Source organism: Pseudomonas sp. CYM-20-01 (genome assembly GCF_023169845.1).
In the GTDB taxonomy this organism is placed as follows: Bacteria; Pseudomonadota; Gammaproteobacteria; order Pseudomonadales; family Pseudomonadaceae; genus Aquipseudomonas; species Aquipseudomonas azotoformans.
Map to the genome: position 1 here is coordinate 2435085 of NZ_AP025169.1, position 18718 is coordinate 2453802.

Sequence of the window (18718 nt, forward strand, 5' to 3'; positions counted from 1 at the left end):
AGAGATGCTGGAACTCTAGCCGAAAGGTGTGACGGGAAGGGGTGGGTTTTGAGACTGTGGGCTTACTTGTCCAGTCTGGATTGATACGGCCATTCCCGCGCCAGCAGCCCCAGCACTTCAAGGTCATGTCGCTGGCCGTTCCAGAATCCGGCTTCTCGCAGTTTTCCTTCGGCTTTGAAGTCAAGACGCTCCAGCAGCGCCCGGGACGCGTGGTTATGTGGATGAACCAGCGCTTCCACCCGCTGCAAATGCATCTGCCTGAAACCCCATTCCAGGGTGGTGCGCAGCGCTTCGCTCATCAGACCCTCGCCTCGGAATTGCGGTGCAAGCTCACAGGCCAGCGAGCAACTGTTCCATCCACGGTTCCACTTGAACAAGCCACAGCTGCCGATCAACCGGCCCTCGAACTCCAGCCCCCAGCGGGTTCCCGGATTCGGTTGGGTACGCCATTGGGCAAAGGTCTCGATCAGGCGCTTTGCCTGGGCAATGTCGGTCATCGGGTCAGCGCCGAACCAGCGCATACTGTCGGTATCGCGGTAGATGGCGAACAGCGCCTGGGCATCTTGGGTCACCAACTCCCGCAGTTGCAGGCGTTGAGTGTGCAGGGTAGGAAAGGGGGTCATAAGGTGGCAGCGACCTGGTCTCGATCAACCACGTGCCCAAAGTGATGCCGCCACAAGTCCACCCCCAACTGCCCCGACCGATCCAGCGACGAGCCCATGGTCAGATCGCTGATCAACGTCGGCTGCAACCCGGCATCAAACAACGCAAACCCTGCCGCCAGCACGCAGGTGTCGGTCTGGATCCCGCACACCAGCACGCGTTCGGGGGCCAGGCTTTTCAGGTAGGCGACGGTCTCGGGTGTCGGCGCGTAGCCGTGCTTGATGAAGATGCGGTCCGCCGCAATCAGGCTCTGGTCATCCGGTGCCGGTTGCCAGCCAAGTTGCCGGGTGAAGGGGGTGATGCGCTCGTCGTGACGCTCCACGGTGGCGATTGACGGCATGCGGCCCAGCAGGGCATTGATGCCGTCCACCAGCCACGCGGGAGGGTTGAACGAGGGTTGCACATCGATGATCAGCAGTACCTGGCGCATGGTGTTCCTGTCCGTGGCCTGGAGGGCTGCCCATTGTGCACAGGCTATTTCAGGGTTGCCAGGTGGTTTTCTCCCCGCTGAGCTTGCGGTCCAGGAACGTCGCCGCGCTGATCAACGCCAAGTGGCTGAGGGCCTGGGGCGTATTGCCCAGGTGCCGGGCCTGGTTGTCGAACTCTTCAGCGTACAAACCCAGGGGGTTGGCGTAGCGCAGCAGTTGTTCGAATTCCAGGTGGGCTTTTTCCACTTGGCCGGCGCGGGCCAGGCATTCGACGTACCAGAACGAGCAGGCCGCAAACGCACCTTCGGTACCTTGCAGTCCGTCGATCTGGCTGTCGTCGTTGCGGTAGCGGTAGACCATGCCGTCGCGCACCAGGCTTTTCTGGATCGCTTCCAGGGTAGAGAGCCAGCGCGGATCGGTCGCCGCGACAAAGCGCACCAGCGGCATCAGCAGCATCGAACCGTCCAGCGCCGTGCTGCCGATATGCTGCACGAAATGCCCGCGCTCCTCGTTCCAGAAGTTGCTCCAGATGTCGGCGTAGATCGCCTGGCGGGTCTGGTCCCAGCGCGCAAATGGCGCCGGCAGTGAACGCTTGGACGCCAGGCGGATGGCACGGTCCAGCGCTACCCAGCACATTAGTCGCGAATGCAGGAAGTGGTGCTGCTCGCCGCGCATTTCCCAGATACCCACGTCCTGGGTGTTCCAGATTTCGCAGACCTGGTCGGCGACTTCCACGGTGTGCTTCCAGCCTTCGTGGGAGATGGCTTCGCCGTACTTGTTGACCAGGTACACCGCGTCCATCAGTTCACCGTAGATGTCCAACTGGATCTGGTCGAATGCCCCATTGCCGATGCGCACCGGCCTGGCGCCGCCATGGCCTTTGAAGTGGTCCAGCTCGGCTTCCGGCAGCTCCTGGCGACCGTCGATGCCGTACAGGATATTGATCTTGGTCGGCTGGCCGCAGCAGTCACTGACGCGGCCCTTGAGCCAGCGCATATAGGCGTTGGCCTCGTCGACAAAACCCAGGCGCATGAAGGCGTAGACGGTGAACGACGCATCGCGGATCCAGGTATAGCGATAGTCCCAGTTGCGTTCTCCGCCGGGGCTTTCCGGCAGGCCGAAGGTGGCGGCGGCGATGATCGCGCCGTGTTTGCGCGACGTCAGCAGCTTGAGCGCCAGGGCCGAGCGGTTGACCATTTCGCGCCAGCGCCCTCGGTAGTTCGATTGCGCGATCCAGCCGCGCCAGAATTTCAAGGTGTGGGCCAGGGCCAGGTCGGTGCAACCGCTGTCCACGCGTTCGTCGTCCTGGCCGCCGAGGACGAACTCGGCACCTTCGTCCTGCTCCAGGGTGAAGCGCGCTATGGCAGCGCCGTCCTGGATCTGCAGCGGATGGCTGCCGGACAGGCGCAGGCCGGGCTGGCCGTCGGCACTGAAGCACACGGTGCCGTTGTCGACGGTTGCATGTGTAGGCGTGCGCGCATAGTCATGCCGCACCGCGCAGCGCAGATGAATCTCGGCCGTGCCGCTGACCACCCGCACCCGGCGTATCAGCAGTGGCAGGTCGTCGATTTCTTCGCTGATGGCCAGCAGGTCAGTGATCTCTACCACAGCATCATCGCTGAGCCAGCGGGTTTGCAGCACGTTGGTGTCGGGCAGGTAGATCTGCTCGCGACGCGCGTTGGGCAGGTCCGGAGTGAGTTGGAAGATGCCGGCATCGGGGCTGTCCAGCAGCGAACAGAAGACGGACGGGCTGTCGAATTCCGGCCAGCAGAAGAAGTCGATGCTGCCTTTGTCGTTCACCAGTGCCGCGCTGCGCATATCACCGATGATGCCGTGGGCATCAATGGGGCTTTGTTGTTCGCTCTTCAAATCAACCATTGCCACGGAACTCCGGATACAGGCTCATGCCGCCATCGATAAACAGCGTGCTGCCGACCACATAATCGGAAGCATCGCTGGCTAGCCACACCACGGCGTTGGCCACGTCTTCCACATCGCCGACCCGTCCATAAGGAATCAGCTTCAGCAGTTCCTTTTCCGCTGCGCCTTCGGTGGCGGCACGGTTGATCGCGGTGCGGATCGCCCCCGGTGCGATGCCGTTGATGCGGATACGCTGTTCGCTGACTTCCTGGGCGAGGGTGCGCATCAGCATCTCCACGCCGCCCTTGGACGCCGCGTAGTTCACATGCCCAGCCCAGGGGATCAACTGGTGCACCGAGCTCATGTGGATGATTTTGCCGGCTGCCCGCGATACGCCATCGCGTACGCCTTGGCGGTTGAAGATACGCACGGCGGCACGGGCACACAGGAACTGGCCGGTGAGGTTGACGCCGATCACCGTGTTCCAGTCGTCGAGGCTCATGTCCACCAGGTTGGCGTCCTTCTGCAGGCCGGAGTTGGCCACCAGGATGTCCAGGTGGCCGAAGGCATCCAGGGCCTGGGCAAACAGCCGTTCTACCTCTTCTTCTATTGAGACGTTGGCGCCGATGGCAATCGCTCGGCCCCCCTCGGCGTTGATCTGCTTGGCCAATGCCTCGGCCGGGGCAGCCTGGCTGTTGTAATTCAGCACCACGGCCGCTCCGGCTTGTGCCAGAGCCTTGGCCGCGCCGGCGCCGATTCCGGAACTGGCGCCGGTTACCAGCGCCACTTGTTGCTCCAACGAGATACGCATTGCTCACCGACCTTTATTTCGTGAGTTCAAGTAGCTGACTGACGGTGCGCAAGGGAAGTTCAGCCGTGTGAATTTAGCGACTACAACCATGGTGGAAAATGGAATAACAGAACTATAAAAAATAACCATAAGATACTAAAAAACCGCTTAAAAGCGTTTGACAGGCTTTTTGGCGCCGTGTCTTATAGGCACACCTCAACCCGCTCCGTTGGTAGTTCGGATGTCATCGCGGGGCCACTTACAAGAGGTGTCTATGTGCCTTTCGGCCGATATAGGGGAACTACCAGTTCAGGGAAAAACCGCTGCCTTAGTTGGCATGCCGAAGTTAGTGATCTTTGATTGCGACGGTGTACTCGTCCAAAGTGAAGACATCACCCTGTCTGTGTTGATCTCCATGCTTAATGCGCTTGCGCAGGGCAATACAACACTGGATGTGACCTATTTTATCGAACACTTTCGTGGGCGAAGGATCGCGGATTGTTTGCGTGAGGCTGAACAGATTTTAAATGTTCGCTTGGATCATGAGTTTGAACAGCGCTTTCGCAAGCAAGCGCTGGAAGCATTGACACAGGGTTTAACAGCGACGGATGGAATTGTTGAAGTACTGCAAGGCTTGCAGGTTCCTTGTTGTGTTGCCTCCAGCGCACCCCGCAGCAAGATAGAACACTGTTTGCGTATTGCCGGGCTATTTTCTTATTTCGAAGGGCGAATATTCAGTTGTTATGAACTGGGTCGCTGGAAGCCTGATCCATTGGTGTTTTTGACGGCCTGTGAAACTTACGACATTGCCGTGAGTGAGGCGCTGGTTATTGAAGACAGTGTCACGGGTATTCAGGCGGCCGTCGCTGCCAATATAAAAGTATTGGGTTTTGGTCCACCGCACCGGCATGCACAGTTAGCGGCTGCCGGCGCATTACCGATCGCCGACATGCGCGAAGTACTGGCGATTTTCAATTGACCTTATTACTCAGGGAGGAGGCATTGTGAATACACTGGGTTACCTGGAAAGACTTAAACGCAACGATCAATCTTCAGAGGTATGGTGGGATTCATCGCCCGCTGTCTACCTGCCTTACAAACAGCACTTGCTGGATAAGTACCCGGCGGCCGCAGCTTATATAGATGCGTTGATGCCGGACGATTTCTCCCAACCCAGGGGCCTGTGCAGTGTGACCACCAATCCCCGGTTGGTGACCGCCGTTATCCTTGAAAAGCGCGAATACTGGTCATCGCGCTTAAACCTGGCGAGCCTGTCTCCCAGCCAGTTGCACAAACAGCTGTATAACGAGGTCATCGTCGAAGGGGCGGCGGCTCTCCAGCCGTTGTGGGTTCAATCGGCGCAGGTCGAAGGCTGGATCTCAGCCCAGGTCGACCCTGTGGATGTGCGCTGCACCGAGCGCATGACCGTCAGGGGGCTGGAACTGCATCGCCTCGCACCGAATGTGATGGTCAAGGTGCCCGGCAGTCTGGAGGGGTTGGTGACCGTCGAGCAACTGGCCGCCCAGGGCGCGTCGATCAATATCACCTTCTGCTTCACGGTTGCGCAGTTCCAGGCCGGCATCCAGGCCATCGAGCGGGGCATGGCGACCGCGCGCAGCAATGGGATCGATACTGCCCACTGCAAGTACGTGATCACCTTCATGATCGGGCGTTTCGCCTGTCAGCCCGAACTCACGCTGCAGGCCGCGGAGCGTGGCCTGGCATTCAGCGCCGAGGAGCTGCGCTGGGCCGAGCTGATGATCTACGAGCAGGTCCAGGCGTTGGTGGCGGCCGCGAGCGTGCCGGTCCAAACCCTGCTGTCCAGCATCAAAGTCGATGTGGACGAGCGAGGCAACAAGCATTGCTGGCACCTGGAAAAGACCGGGCATGCGGCAACCTGCTACACGCTGACGCCGGACGTGGTTGAGTTCCTCATCGAGCGCGAAAGCCACGGCAAACCGGTGGTGCCTGCTGCCGGGCCACAGAAACCGCCAGCGTCGACATTCGCCAAGCTGATCCGTATCCCGTACTTCTACGAAGCCTACTTTGTCGACAGCATCGAGCCGTACGACTTTGGCAACCACGAGGCGTTTATCAACGCCTGCAACGAGGCCAACAGCGCGCACCGGCGCCTGGCCGATTACTGCGTTCGGCTCTGCCCGGTGACCAAGCCCTTCAAGCGCGCGCTCAACGCGTTGCTGGCCGCTGAATTCGGGGTGATCGCATGAACCGGATGATCGGGTTATGGGCACACCCACGTTCGCGCTCCACCGTGCTGGAACGTGTGTTTATCGAGCGGGGCGATTTTGAGGTCTTCCACGAGCCGTTTGCGCACATGGCGTTTTCCGAGGACTCGGCGATCCCTTCGGATGAGTGGGATCACAGTTTGCCCACGACGTACCAGGGTATAAAACAGCATCTGTTGACCGCGCGTGAGCGCAGCAACGTGTTTCATAAAGACATGTGCTACCACTGCCTGGATGATTTGAAAGTCGACAGTGGGTTTCTTGCGCAACAGGACAATATCTTTCTTATCCGCGAACCGGCCAGCAGTATTGTTTCCCATCATCGGGTGCATCCGGATATGCCGTTGCAGGCCATTGGGCATAAAGCCCTCTACGACATCTTTTGTGTGGTTACAAAGCTCACGGGCAAAGTGCCCTATGTGATTAATGCCGATGATTTGGCTGCCGCACCCGAGCGGGTGATTCGTAAGTTATGCGATTACCTGGGTATTGAGTTTCTGCCGCACGCCATGACGTGGAAGCGCGAGTGCCCGCAACAATGGAAAACCTGGCGTCGTTGGCATGCTGCGGCGGAAAACAGTGAGCGCATTGTGACGCCGGATAAACAACATATTGATATGAACGCCCTTGACCAATACCCGAAGTTAAAAGCGATGTATGAATACCATCGGACTTTCTACGCGCGCATGAACGAATTTTGCCAATAAGGATAGTTGTATGAAGAAGTTGATTGTTACCGGAGCGGCCAACGGCATTGGTCGGGCCACTGTGGACATGGCGATTCAACAGGGTTACTTCGTTATTGGCGCCGACAAGGATGCCGAAGGCCTCGATGTGTTACAGCGACTCTACGGCGCTGAAGTGTTCGAAGCGCAGATTGCCGACTTTTCCGATATGGCGGCTATCAAGGGTTTTATTCCAAAACTGTACGAGCGCCATGCCACTATTTATGGTTTGGTCAATAACGCCGGGATTTATCACGGTAAAAGTGTCTACGCGTATTCCGATGAGCAGATCGACGAAATCCTCACCGTCAATCTCAAGGCACTGGTCTATCTGTCCAAGGACTTCGCCGAACGGGAAATGATCCACGAAGCCCCGCGCAGCATCGTCAACATTGCGTCGGTGGCCGGTGAAGTGGGCAGCTGCGATGCCCTCTACGGCGCCACCAAGGCGGCGGTGATCGGCCTGACCAAGGCCAATGCCTGGAACTTTGCGCCGTTCGTGCGGGTAAACGTGGTGTCCCCGGCGCTGATCCATGACACCGCCATCTACGACACTATCCCCGAATACCGTCGCGCCGAGTACGCACGCCAGGAGGTCCTCAAGGACCCGATCCGGTCCAGCGGCGTGGCCGAGGTCATCATGCTGCTGGTCGGCGACGCCATGCGTCACAGCACCGGCAGGGTGATTTCGGTCGACAACGGAGCCTACCCACGGTGAGCCATTCGATGCGCAAGAAAAAACTGCTGCTGGTGGGCGCCGGCAACCTGTGCCTGCAAATCCTCAAGATTCTCGGGCCGAAAAACGCGTTCGAGTTTGTGGTGTTGGGCCGCAACGAAGAAGCGACGATCCGGCTGTGCAACCTGGTGGCACTGTCGTGTGCGCAACTGGGGCAATTCATTGCGATCAAGCCGGTGATTGCCGACCTTACGGACATCGGCAAGGTGACCCAGCTGCTGCGCGAAGAAGCCCCGGACATGCTGGTGAACTGCGCGTCGCTGCAGTCGTGGCGGGTGATTACCGGGTTGCCCAAGCTGTCGTTCGAAAAGCTCGACCAGGCCCAGTTCGGGCCGTGGCTGCCCATGCACCTGACGTTGATGCACTGCCTGATGCAGGCGGTGAAGGCCTCCGGCATCTCGGCCAAAACCGTCAACGCGGCGTTCCCCGATGCGGTCAACCCGATCCTGGCGCACGTCGGCCTGGCTCCCGATATCGGCGTGGGCAATGTGGCCAACCTGATTCCGGCGGTGCGCTTTTCCATCGCCCGTTTGCTCGAATGTGCGCCGGCCGATGTACAGGTGCAGCTGTACGCCCAGCATTACTTCAGCCACTACGTACCGCGTGGTGGCCTGCCACCGCGTGCCAGCTACCGCCTGTTGTATGAAGTGCGCGACCGCCCACAGGCGCCCCGCCTGCCGGCCGAGGCGATTTTTTCTACGGTGAAATCCGAGTTCCGTCGCCTGGGCGGGGTGGACGGGCAGTTCCTTACGGCGTGCTCCGCCGTCACGGTGATCGAAGGGCTGTTTTCAGCCACGCCGGTGCGGGTGCATGCGCCTGGCCCTCTTGGGCTTCCGGGCGGCTATCCCGTGCAACTGCACGAGGGGCGGATCGAGGTGCAGTTCTCCGAGGCCTGCCCACAGGATGAGGCGGTGCGCATCAACAGCATCTGCCAGAGCCAGGACGGCATCGACGAAATCCATTGCGATGGTTCCGTCACCTACAACCCGCAGTGCATGGCCGTCATGCAATCGATGCTGGGGTACTCCAAGCACAGCATGTCCATCGAACAGTCCGCCGAGTTTGCCCATGAGTTGGCGAGCAAGTACCTGTCCTTCAAGAATTCAACCTGGTAGGTGCGTCATGAATCAGATGACCAGAAACAAGCACAACGACGTGGCCAGTTACTCCACGCAGTACTCGACGGAATTTGTCGAACGGTGGGATGAGTTGATCGATTGGGAGAAACGCAAGGCGGGGGAGGGCGGGTTCTTCGAAAACCTGTTGCGAAGCCACGGCGTGCAGTCGGTGATCGACGTCTCGACGGGCAGTGGTTTTCATGCGGTCCAGCTCAAGCAGGCGGGCTTTGAGGTGGTGGCCACCGATGGCAGCAGCACCATGTTGACCAAGGCGCGGGCGAACTTTCGCAAACATGGCCTGGATATCCAGTCCCATTACCGCGACTGGCATTCACTGGACTCGCAGGAGCTGGGGCAATTCGACGCCGTCGTGTGCCTGGGCAGTTCGCTGTGCCATGTGTTTGAAGCCCACAATCGGTTGCGGGTGTTGGCGAAATTCAGGGCCTTGCTCAAGCCGGGTGGGTTGCTGATTGTGGACCAGCGCAATTTCTTCGCCATCCGTGCCGGTAAATTCAAAGCCAGCGGTCATTACTATTACTGCGGTACAAACGCTTCGGTGAGCTTGGGCCAGGTCGATGAACGCCTGTGTGAGTTCATCTATTCCTTCGATGACGCGCAGCAGTACAGGCTGCAGGTTTACCCCCTGTTGCCGGGGGAATTGAAGGGGGAAGTGCTCAAGTCCGGGTTTACCGACCATCAAAGCTACGGTGATTTCGAGCCTGACTACGACATGATGGATTGTGACTTTGTCATCCACACTGCGCGCGCCGAATAGGGAGGCTTGATGAGCACACTCGTACAGAGCAATGCCCGCCCACTGGACAGTGTCGTGCTGGCGGTGGTCCTCACCGGCTTTGTGGCCAGCACCTATGGTTTCGGGGTTTACCTGTTCGCCAACCTGGTGGTGGACATGCGCCGCGACATCGGCTTTGACTACACCACGGTGGGCCTGATCACCGGCGGCGCGCAGATTGGCTTCCTGCTGTTTTCGTCGGTGACCAGTTACATCAGCCGTTTCTTCGAAGGCTGGAAAATCAGCCTGGTGTCGACCGTGATGACGTCCCTGGCGCTGCTGGGCCTGAGCGTCAGCGACAGCATCTGGTTGTCGGGTGCCTTGTTGATCCTGCTCGGTGGTTGTTCCGCCTCGGTGTATATCCCGCTGGCGGAAATCGTCACCAAGGGCTTCAGCCCGGGCAATCGCTCGCGGGTCATGGGGCTGATCTCCAGTGGTACCAGCTATGGCGTGTTCATCAATGGCTTGCTGGTGTCGTTCCTGACCTTGAATGGTGGCTGGCGCTCGATCTGGCTCACCGCCGGGCTGATCTCGGTAGCCCTGTGCGTGGTGGCTTGGTTTCTGTTGCGCAACCTGGCCGCAAGCCAGGACACCGGGTTTGCCGGCGTGCGCACCGCCGCGCTTGACAGCCAGCAACCCTGGCTCAGCCGCTCGCTGTACCTGACCTGGGCCATCGCGTTTCTCAATGGCATGGCATTGCTGCCGTTCCAGACGTACCTGGCGCCATTTCTGCGCGATGAATTGGGCGTTTCGGTACAAGACGCCGGGTTTATCTGGACCACCATCGGTGCGGTGGGCATGGCCTCGGGCTTTCTGGTGGGGTGGATTGCCGACAAGGTCGGGGTGCGAGCGTCGCTGGCGATGTGTTTCCTGAGCGCGGGGCTGGCCGCCACCCTGGTGTTCAGTTTCAACAACCTTGCGTTGTTCTACCTGGCCGCGTTTTTGTTTGCGTTGGCGTTCTACCCCATCTTCGGGCTGGTCCCCAGTTACATCGGGCAGATCGTGCCGGTCAGCCGGCTGACCCAGGCCTTCGGCATCGCCAACGTGTTGATCGGCCTGGGTGGCGTGTGCGGCAACTTTCTGGGCGGTTTTTCCAAGGACCTGACCGGGTCGTTCTCGACGGTCTACTGGGTGGTTGCGCTGTTGCTGTTCGTGCAATGCGTGATGGTGTTCATGTTGGGTAAACCGCCGGTTGCGGCGAAGGAGGGCGAGCGGCCATGAGTTATTTTCCAGACAGTCCAAGCCAGAACCTGCACGCGTTTGCGTTCAGCTATCGGCGCGCCGGAAACGCGCACAAGCCTGCGGTCATCTGGATGACGGGGATCTCGGCGTCCGGCAAATCGACCATCGCTGATGCGCTGGACATCGCCTTGCAGAAACAGGGGCGGATCACCGCGATCATTGATGGCGACTCGGTGCGTGGCGGGTTGTGCCGGGACCTGGGTTTTACCGACAGCGACCGCGATGAGAATATCCGACGGGTCGCCGAAGTGGCCCGGTTGATGATGGAGGCGGGGCTGGTGGTGATCGTGGCGCTGATTTCACCCTCGTCGGCCAGTCGGCATTACGCCCGTTCGATCATCGGCAATGAGTTTTTTGTGGAAGTGCATGTGGATGCACCCTTGGAAATCGCCGAACAACGTGACCCGAAGGGGCTGTATAAAAAAGCCCGCGCGGGGTTGATCAAGCACTTTACCGGGATCGACTCCCAGTATGACGTGCCGGTGTTTCCGGAAGTGCACTTGAATACCCAGGCGCTGTCAGTGGAGCAGTCGGTCGAGGCGATTCTGGATTGGGTGGGGCACAACGATAGTCGCGGTTAGCCGTCTGTCTTTGCGTCGGCTTTGCGCCGGGGGGACAATGTCTGCAACTTGAAAAAACAAGGTAATCTGCGCCATCGCAGGGAGAACGCGTTTTTTCAGGAGTAGGCATGACACATTTTACGGGCACTGCAAAATCGATCCGTCTGATTGGTGGGGCCCGGGTCTTGGACTTTATCAATACCACCAATGGGCGGCGCCCCGGCACTTCGCTCAAGGTCATTGAAGAACGGCTGACCAGTTTTCAGTTCTTCTTTGAATGGGCCTTGCATGCGTCGTTGATCTCGGCCCAGGAGTTCGATGACTACAAGCCAATGGTGTTTGAGTCATCGATTGCCTATCAACCCAACCTCGACGCGATCATTGCGTTCAGGGAATGCCTGTACGCCGTGTTCTACCCGCTGTCCTTGCAAGCTGCCGCGCCCGACGACGCGTTGCAGCAGATCAACGAGACCTTCCAGCAAGGCGCTGCACGACGGGTGCTGCGGTCTGTCGAGGGCAAGCCTGCCTGGGCGTGGATGGCCTGCACCACGGCGCAGGAGCTCACGGCCATGGTGCTGGGGCGGTTGGCCATCGAGGCCACGCAATTGCTGGTATCCGGTGATCTGCACGCATTGCGCAGTTGCAGCGCTACCGACTGCGACTGGGTGTTCCTCGATATCTCCAAGAACAAACAGCGCAAATGGTGCCAGATGAGCGTGTGCGGCAGCCGGGAGAAACTCAGCCGGCTCAGACAGGTGGGTGGCAAAACCGCGCATTGAGGGCCTATGGCGAGTAGCAATTGCCCCGCTTAATAGGAAGCATTACTATTCACGTCCCGCCTCCCCAGTGCTCCCGCGATGATCCCTCAGCCGCCCCGCAGAACAGGCTTTTTCGAACACTACGAAGAGTTGATCGGGACCTGGACGCGCCGCCTGAGAAACCGCCAGCAGGCCGAAGACCTGGCCCATGACACCTTTGTGCGGGTGCTTGAGGCAAAATCCTCCGAGGTTGAGCAACCCCGGGCCTATCTGCATCAAACGGCGCGCAATATTGCGGTTGACGCCTTTCGACGCGAAGACCGTCGCGAGGCCATGACCCTGGAAGCCTTTGATCAGCGCTCGCCGCATACGGGCGACCCGGAGCATTTAATGCACGCGATCCAGTTGGCGGACTCTATCGAGCGGGCCTTGGCCGAACTGCCGCTCAATTGCCGCAGGATTTTCATCTGGCAGAAAATCGAGGGCCTTACCCAACAGGAAATCGCCGACCGCCTAGGGCTGTCTAAAAACATGGTGGAAAAGTATATGATCCGCACCCTGCGGCATCTGCGCGACCGCCTGGACGCGATGGCGCCATGATCGCCCGCTCTGAAACAGGATCATCCATGATGGATAACCGTGCCCGAGACGAAGCCGCGCAATGGTTTGTGCGCCTGCAAGACGCCGAGTTGAGTGCTGCCGAACGCCAGCGTTTCGACGCATGGCGCACTGAACATCCCGATCACCAGTACGAATTCGATGTATTGCAGGGCGTGTGGAGTGCTGCTGACTTACTGCCCAAAGCCCGCCTGCAGGCGCTGTGCGAAGCTCCTGTGGAGCGTCCAAAACGCCGTGCCGTCCTGCGTTATGCAGTAGCTGCGAGCGTGATCGCCGTTGCGCTGGGGTTGGGCCTGTTCAGTGGGCTGGATCATCCGAAGCCCTACAGCGCCGAGTTCAGCACGCGCCTGGGTGAACATCGCCAGGTGGCCTTTCCCGACGGTTCAGTGATGGACCTCAACAGCCGCAGCGTCGTCACGGTGCATTACGAAAAAGGTCGGCGTGGCGTCGAGATCAAGCAGGGCGAAGCGATGTTCAGCGTCGAACATGACACCAGCAGGCCTTTTGTCGTGGTGGCCGGCGCAGGGCAGGTGACCGTGACCGGCACGCGATTCGATGTGCGCCGCGATGACGACCAGACCCGCGTCATGGTCGAAGCCGGCACCGTAAAGGTACAAGGCCGCTCGCCGGACAAGGTGGTGACGCTGACGGCGGGCCTGGGCAGCCATGTCGACAACCAGGGACGGGTGGCCGCGGCCTACGCGGTGAACACCGAGGAATTGACCGCTTGGCGCACTGGCAAGCTGGTCTTCAACAACGCTTCGTTGGGCGAAGTGGTCCGGGAAGTCTCGCGTTATCGCGAGCAACCGCTGCGGGTCAGCACGCCGGCCGTGGGCAACCTGCGCCTGACCAGCGTGTTCAAGGCCAACGACACTGACGCCTTGCTCAAGGCCTTGCCGCACATTCTGCCGGTGGCGCTGCGCACCTTGCCGGACGGCAGCCAGGAAATTATTTCACGCTGACATTCAGGTTTTTTTCGAGTTCTTCGTCTTCTCCTGCAACTGCAACTGGTTTGCATTAACAGCCGCACACTCTTGCGATCACAGGACTAGGTTCGACGTGAAAAAACTTGCCGTGAACAACAATAAAATCTCCCGCTGGGCGCCGCTGGCCCTGGCGCTTGCGGTCAGTGCCGCGCTGCCTGTGGCTTACGCCGCCGAGTCTATCCACATCAAGGCCCAGCCCCTGGGTGCAGCGCTGAGCCAGTTGGGCCAGCAGACGTCCCTGCAAGTGTTCTTCAGCCCGGAGCTGGTTGCAGGCAAGCAAGCGCCGGCGGTCGACGGCAACCTCTCCCCCGAACAGGCCCTGCGCCAGTTGCTGCAAGGCAGCGGCCTGGACTACCAGATCGATGCCGGCTCCGTGACCCTGCGCCCGTTGAACAGCGGCACCGGTGAAGCCGGCTCGCCGCTGGAACTGGGCGCCACCGATATCAAGGTCGTGGGCGACTGGCTCGGCGACGCCAACGCCGAAGTGGTGCAGAACCACCCCGGCGCGCGCACGGTGATCCGCCGCGAAGCCATGGTGGAGCAGGGCGCGATGAACGTCGGCGATGTGCTGCGCCGTGTGCCGGGTGTGCAGGTGCAGGAATCCAACGGCACCGGCGGCAGCGATATTTCCCTCAACGTTGGCGTACGTGGCCTGACGTCGCGCCTGTCGCCACGTTCCACCGTGTTGATCGACGGCGTACCAGCAGCGTTCGCGCCGTACGGTCAACCGCAACTGTCGATGGCACCGATTTCCGCCGGTAACCTGGACAGCATCGACGTGGTGCGCGGTGCCGGTTCCGTACGCTACGGGCCACAGAACGTCGGCGGCGTAATCAACTTCGTGACCCGCGCCATCCCCGAGAAATTCTCCGGTGAGGTCGGCACCACCCTGCAAACCTCCGCCCATGGCGGCTGGAAGCATGTCGACAATGCGTTTATCGGCGGCACTGCCGACAACGGCATCGGCGCCGCCTTGCTGTACTCCGGGGTCAATGGCAACGGTTATCGCAACAGCAACAACTCTAACGACATCGACGACGTGATCTTCAAGACCCACTGGGCGCCGACCGATCAAGACGACTTCTCGCTCAACTTCCACTACTACGACGCCAGCGCCGACATGCCTGGTGGTCTGACGCAGAAGCAGTTCGATGCCAACCCGTACCAATCGGTACGCGACTGGGACAACTTCAGCGGCCGCCGCAAGGACGTGTCCTTCAAATACATCCGCCAGATCGACGACCGTACCCAGGCCGAAGTGCTGACCTATTACTCCGACAGCTTCCGCGGCAGCAACATCGCCAACCGTGATTTGAAGACCCTCGGTTCCTACCCGCGCACCTATTACACCTTCGGCATCGAGCCACGCGTCTCCCATGTGTTCGACGTAGGCCCGAGCACCCAGGAAGTCAGCCTGGGCTATCGCTACCTCAAGGAAGGCATGCACGAGCAGGCGACCAGCCTGAATCTGGTCAACAATGTACCGACGCCGGGCGGACAGAGTGACGGCCACGTCTATCAGGATCGCACCGGGGGCACCGAGGCCAACGCGTTCTACATCGACAACAAGATCGATATCGGCAAGTGGACCGTGACTCCGGGGATCCGTTTCGAAGATATTCGCACCGAATGGCACGACCGCCCGGTGATCGCGCTGAACGGCACCCGTACCCAGGAAAAACGCCGCGAAGTCCACAACAACGAACCGCTGCCGGCATTGAGCGTGATGTACCACGTCTCCGACGCCTGGAAACTGTTCGCCAACTACGAGACTTCGTTTGGCAGCCTGCAATACTTCCAACTGGGCCAGGGCGGCACCGGCGACCAGACCGCCAACGGCCTCAACCCGGAAAAGGCCAAGACCTACGAGGTCGGCACACGCTACAACGACAATGTCTGGGGCGGTGAGCTGACGTTCTTCTACATCGACTTTTCGGATGAGCTGCAATATGTCAGCAACGATGTAGGCTGGACCAACCTCGGCGCCACCAAGCACACCGGTATCGAAGCCTCGGCGCATTACGACCTGTCGAACCTGGACCCGCGCCTGGATGGCCTGACCGCCAATGCCGGCTTCACCTACACCAAGGCCACCTCCGAAGGTGACGTGCCGTTCAAGGGCCGTGACCTGCCGCTGTACTCCCGTGAAGTGGCCACCTTGGGCCTGCGTTACGACGTCAACCGCTGGACCCATAACCTGGATGTGTACGCCCAGTCCGGCCAGCGTGCGCCGGGTACGACCAGCACCTATGTCACCCAGGGCACGGCTGACGGTCAGTACGGTGATATTCCAGGCTACGTCTCGGTCAACGTGCGCAGTGGCTATGACTTTGGCGAGCAGTTGTCCAACCTGAAGCTGGGTGTGGGCGTGAAGAACGTCTTCGACCAACAGCACTACACCCGTTCCAGTGACAACAACGCCGGGTTGTACCTGGGCGAGCCACGCACGTTCTTCGTACAGGCCAGCGTCGGGTTCTGAGTCATCTCGATAGAAAAAGTCGCAGCTCCATTCAGGGCTGCGATTTTTTTTGCCGGTTTCCTACGCATTCACAGCGCATTTGGCTGACTGTCGCGGAACTGATTCCGACGCAACCCCCACACATGGGCATACCTGAGGGGCCTCGACGCTACGTTGGAGCGACAGCCTGAAGGTCACGCTCACTGTATTGGAGAAACTCATGTCGGTATCGACTCTCGATGCACTCGCATCTGCATCAACCACGTCCAACCGGGCGCTGGCAGACGCCAAGCCTCAGGCCAAACCCGCCGGCCCGGCGCCTACAGCGCTTTCTTTCAATGACCACGGCGCTGCCAGCGTCAGTTTTCACTCCAATGAGCACAGGTCCGGGCCTGTGTTTGGTAACGCTCAGCCAGCCATAGAACGTCACTTTCCGGGTCAGCACAGCGCGTTCATGCCGCTCAGTTTGCTGGATAGGTTGAGAGAATGGATGGCCAGTTTGTTTGCTGGTCACCGACCATCGATGCGTCCGGGTTGTGGTAATCCACCGCCAAGGCCAAATCCTGGCTGGAGCAACCCGCCGCCACGACCGAACCCCACTGTTGGCAAGCCCTGTCCGACCCGACCGTGCGAATCTGATGCTGACTACAGCCTGAAGAGCCGTAAACAGTTGATGGGGCTGATGCGCGACAATTTTCCAGCCTTCCAGGATCCCAGGTACCCGGGTTACCTGAGCGTTGACAGCCTTAAAGCGAAGGCGAATCGGCCGTTGCTCCCTGAGTACGGTCCGAACAAAGAAGAGAACAAGAAAAAGAACCAGGAAACTCTCCTGGCCAGGCAAGTCTTGAAAGATCCGAAACTTATGGATGCCATCTTCCGAAACCCGGTCACAGGCGCACGGGAGCGTCTGGCCAGCCCACAAAGGCTGGACATGCTTGCCAAAAGGGAGGACTACTTCACCTACTACAGCGAAAAGCAATTGCGCCAAGAAGTGCGTGAGCATTGGGGCCGGAATCCGCGGATCGAAGTCCTCCAGAGGTCGGCGAACAGACCGCTGACGGGTGATTCTGATAAGGACCATCAGACCCTACTGGCGCGGGAGCTCCTTTTCCTTCGCAGCGATTTGGTGGCAGAGCTGTTCAAAAAATGACTTCTAAACCAGTCCTGTGGCGCGGTTACTGACGTCTCGCTAATTATCGTTCATGCGCCGCAACAACGGTTGCGGCGCGGTCATCCATCGTGCGTGAACTGTTTGCGCTCAATGCCACTGACCTCCTATCCAACGGCTTTGTTAAAAACGGTCACTCTTCAGCTAACACGTGAGAGCTAACCAATGACTTCAACCTCCTTCAACCGCCCCCCCGTGGGCTGCCAGGGGTTTGCTGGCTCTGGCCATGAGCCGGACCTCCCCGCAGCAGGTAGAGGCATCGCTAAAGAGGATCCTCTGGGCACGCCGTATTCACACGCTGCCGAGACCCGCCGTATGAAGGCCTTCGATGGCCAGGGCAAGTTCCAGGCGCCGGTCGCCGATGACTTTTGCCGCGGCTTGACCGAGTCTGGACTGCACTCGGTGGATGATGCCAAGGCGCCAGGAAGCGTCGGGGTCTTCGATGGCTTGAAGACCTGGTTGCGCAGACAGAGGGGCAATTGATGCCCGGTGTCAGCATCTTTTTACATGCTGTCATTGGTAGTTACCGATCTGACGGAACTGCCGTATGTATTCGGCCACACATCAGGTGCCCGTCTGCCTGGAGTCCATTCAATGATTTCGGTGATCACGGTCGCGCTCACTAAACCGGTGAGGATCTGAAAAAGTTGGAGAAAACGCATGAGTATCGAGGGTGTATCAAGACTCTGCCGGCCGGCCCCGAATGTCGCAAGTGAGCCATCAACCCCGTCACAACCGGCCGCCCAGCCTTACACCAGGAATGCGGTTTATGCTGCGCAGCCGGATGGGGCGCACAGGCCAAGGCTGTTGCGCACAGCGCAACTCGGGCTGAGTCACCGGGCGCTGCAGAATGCGCCCACCGCACGCGCACAGGTCAGCGAACCCGACGCAACATGGACCGACAGGCAACTGGCGCAAGCGTTGGAAAAAGGCTTCGGTTTGCTGCACCCGTTTCTGAAAGAGGGGCGATTGACGTACTCTGCGTTGTGCCGGGTGGCCGCTGAATGATGGGGCAAAGCGATGAGCTGAACAGGGTCATCAACGTCGTCCGCGAACTGCTCAAGCGTCCATCACTGATTGACGCGATCATGAACCGCGACGGTTACATCACGCGAGACAGTCTCATGGCAGCCGCTGCTTTACCGGGTAACAGCTCGCCCAGTGAGTTCAGCCAGGACCCGTTCCATGCCCAAGACAATGACTGCGTAGTACAGGCCTTGAAGAACCTGTTCGAGCAACTGAGGGATCCGACCAAGGACCGCACGTTCCTTTTTGAACCGTATCAGTACCTCGCGATTGAAACGCTCATGAAGGTCATGCAGGACCCCTACGACGTTGATCATGACGGTGTCCCCATGCTGGAATCTTCTACCGGCATGCCCAAGCCCAAGTACAGTGAACTCTGTGTCTATACCGCGAAGAACATTATCGAGCGCCCGGGGCTGCTGCTTTCACTGGAACGTGTCAACAGCCCGCGACTGTTCGGCCCGCCTCATCATGCAGGCTATCTCAGTAACAAGAGCCTTGATCTCTGGCGGGAGCGGTACAAGGGGCGCAAAGCACGCTGAC

Annotated in this window: 20 protein-coding genes; 16 read left to right on the forward strand and 4 right to left on the reverse strand. The window is 59.6% G+C overall.

The window, feature by feature from the left end; translation table 11 throughout:
• Positions 1 to 62: 62 nt before the first annotated feature.
• From M2497_RS11105 to M2497_RS11120, 4 genes are read right to left on the reverse strand one after another with little or no spacing between them, the layout of a single operon-like run.
• Positions 63 to 623: a GNAT family protein gene (locus M2497_RS11105; protein ID WP_248487451.1), complete on the reverse strand. Its 561-nt coding sequence runs from the start codon at positions 621 to 623 to the stop codon at positions 63 to 65.
• A complete protein-coding gene (locus M2497_RS11110) occupies positions 620 to 1093 on the reverse strand; it encodes a cysteine hydrolase family protein (protein ID WP_071495158.1) in 474 nt (157 codons plus the stop codon). Before M2497_RS11110 ends, M2497_RS11105 begins: the two co-directional genes overlap by 4 nt.
• A gap of 49 nt (positions 1094 to 1142) precedes the next feature.
• Positions 1143 to 2969 carry a glycoside hydrolase family 15 protein gene (locus M2497_RS11115; RefSeq protein ID WP_248487452.1) on the reverse strand — a complete coding sequence of 609 codons (1827 nt, stop codon included), beginning with the start codon at positions 2967 to 2969 and terminating at the stop codon, positions 1143 to 1145.
• Positions 2962 to 3762: an SDR family oxidoreductase gene (locus M2497_RS11120; RefSeq protein ID WP_248487455.1), complete on the reverse strand. Its 801-nt coding sequence runs from the start codon at positions 3760 to 3762 to the stop codon at positions 2962 to 2964. Before M2497_RS11120 ends, M2497_RS11115 begins: the two co-directional genes overlap by 8 nt.
• 253 nt (positions 3763 to 4015) lie before the next feature.
• Here M2497_RS11120 and M2497_RS11125 point away from each other — a divergent pair, with 253 nt between their 5' ends.
• The 16 genes from M2497_RS11125 to M2497_RS11200 all read left to right on the forward strand — a co-directional run bounded on the left by M2497_RS11125 (position 4016) and on the right by M2497_RS11200 (position 18717).
• A complete protein-coding gene (locus M2497_RS11125; protein ID WP_248487456.1) occupies positions 4016 to 4720 on the forward strand; it encodes an HAD-IA family hydrolase in 705 nt (234 codons plus the stop codon).
• Positions 4721 to 4745: 25 nt separating this feature from the next.
• Positions 4746 to 5969: a transaldolase family protein gene (locus M2497_RS11130; protein WP_248487458.1), complete on the forward strand. Its 1224-nt coding sequence runs from the start codon at positions 4746 to 4748 to the stop codon at positions 5967 to 5969.
• Positions 5966 to 6694 carry a sulfotransferase family protein gene (locus M2497_RS11135; RefSeq protein ID WP_248487461.1) on the forward strand — a complete coding sequence of 243 codons (729 nt, stop codon included), beginning with the start codon at positions 5966 to 5968 and terminating at the stop codon, positions 6692 to 6694. Before M2497_RS11130 ends, M2497_RS11135 begins: the two co-directional genes overlap by 4 nt.
• 10 nt (positions 6695 to 6704) lie before the next feature.
• Entirely contained in the window at positions 6705 to 7430 is a 726-nt protein-coding gene (locus M2497_RS11140; protein WP_248487463.1) for an SDR family oxidoreductase, read from the forward strand.
• Positions 7427 to 8563 (forward strand): hypothetical protein, encoded by a 1137-nt coding sequence (locus M2497_RS11145; protein ID WP_248487466.1) that lies wholly within the window; start codon positions 7427 to 7429, stop codon positions 8561 to 8563. The genes M2497_RS11140 and M2497_RS11145 overlap by 4 nt, the downstream gene beginning before the upstream one ends.
• Before the next feature lie 7 nt (positions 8564 to 8570).
• On the forward strand, positions 8571 to 9341 hold the full coding sequence (locus tag M2497_RS11150; protein WP_248487468.1) for a class I SAM-dependent methyltransferase: 771 nt from the start codon (positions 8571 to 8573) through the stop codon (positions 9339 to 9341).
• 9 nt (positions 9342 to 9350) lie between these two features.
• On the forward strand, positions 9351 to 10580 hold the full coding sequence (locus M2497_RS11155; RefSeq protein ID WP_248487471.1) for an MFS transporter: 1230 nt from the start codon (positions 9351 to 9353) through the stop codon (positions 10578 to 10580).
• Positions 10577 to 11182 carry an adenylyl-sulfate kinase gene (cysC, locus tag M2497_RS11160; protein WP_248487473.1) on the forward strand — a complete coding sequence of 202 codons (606 nt, stop codon included), beginning with the start codon at positions 10577 to 10579 and terminating at the stop codon, positions 11180 to 11182. The genes M2497_RS11155 and cysC overlap by 4 nt, the downstream gene beginning before the upstream one ends.
• Positions 11183 to 11289: 107 nt before the next feature.
• Entirely contained in the window at positions 11290 to 11940 is a 651-nt protein-coding gene (locus M2497_RS11165; protein WP_248487475.1) for a CGNR zinc finger domain-containing protein, read from the forward strand.
• 78 nt (positions 11941 to 12018) lie between these two features.
• A complete protein-coding gene (locus M2497_RS11170) occupies positions 12019 to 12519 on the forward strand; it encodes a sigma-70 family RNA polymerase sigma factor (RefSeq protein WP_248487477.1) in 501 nt (166 codons plus the stop codon).
• A gap of 26 nt (positions 12520 to 12545) precedes the next feature.
• Complete coding sequence (locus M2497_RS11175; RefSeq protein ID WP_248487478.1) at positions 12546 to 13499, forward strand: FecR family protein; 954 nt, start codon at positions 12546 to 12548, stop codon at positions 13497 to 13499.
• Between the two features lie 97 nt (positions 13500 to 13596).
• Entirely contained in the window at positions 13597 to 16002 is a 2406-nt protein-coding gene (locus tag M2497_RS11180) for a TonB-dependent receptor (protein WP_248487480.1), read from the forward strand.
• 199 nt (positions 16003 to 16201) lie between these two features.
• The gene (locus M2497_RS11185) at positions 16202 to 17131 is read left to right on the forward strand and encodes a type III secretion effector protein (RefSeq protein ID WP_248487481.1); all 930 of its coding nucleotides are present in this window, start codon (positions 16202 to 16204) and stop codon (positions 17129 to 17131) included.
• Between the two features lie 333 nt (positions 17132 to 17464).
• On the forward strand, positions 17465 to 17632 hold the full coding sequence (locus tag M2497_RS11190; RefSeq protein ID WP_248487482.1) for a type III secretion effector protein: 168 nt from the start codon (positions 17465 to 17467) through the stop codon (positions 17630 to 17632).
• A gap of 324 nt (positions 17633 to 17956) precedes the next feature.
• Entirely contained in the window at positions 17957 to 18157 is a 201-nt protein-coding gene (locus M2497_RS11195; protein WP_248487484.1) for a hypothetical protein, read from the forward strand.
• Entirely contained in the window at positions 18154 to 18717 is a 564-nt protein-coding gene (locus M2497_RS11200; protein WP_248487486.1) for a type III secretion effector protein, read from the forward strand. Before M2497_RS11195 ends, M2497_RS11200 begins: the two co-directional genes overlap by 4 nt.
• Position 18718: the final 1 nt, after the last annotated feature.